This is a genomic window from Streptococcus sp. KR, from assembly GCF_002238115.1.
Lineage (GTDB): Bacteria > Bacillota > Bacilli > Lactobacillales > Streptococcaceae > Streptococcus.
In genome coordinates this window covers 1-210 of sequence record NZ_NGVM01000405.1, presented here as the reverse complement: position 1 = coordinate 210, position 210 = coordinate 1, and the positions used below count along the sequence as shown (strand labels likewise).

The window sequence follows — 210 nt, the reverse complement described above, 5'->3', positions numbered from 1 at the left end:
TGTCTAACAGGCTATTTACTCGCTTGTTGTACGAAAGTCCTAACTCACTAATTAAGCTATTTGAGTTCTTTATTGCTTGGTTCATAATTGCAATTGACGGATTTTTGACTTTGCCGATAATTAAGCCTTTTTCTTTGATATTTTGTGCCGATAAGGCGATATAATTCATTTGTAAAACTAACAAAGATAGTTGGTAAGAATCTACGCCCG

General features: G+C 34.3%; 1 protein-coding gene. It reads right to left on the bottom strand.

Annotated elements, in window-relative coordinates; translation table 11 throughout:
- Nucleotides 1-210, bottom strand: a 210-nt coding sequence (locus CBI42_RS12465) for a P27 family phage terminase small subunit (RefSeq protein WP_142294195.1), incomplete at both ends; no start/stop codon positions are given.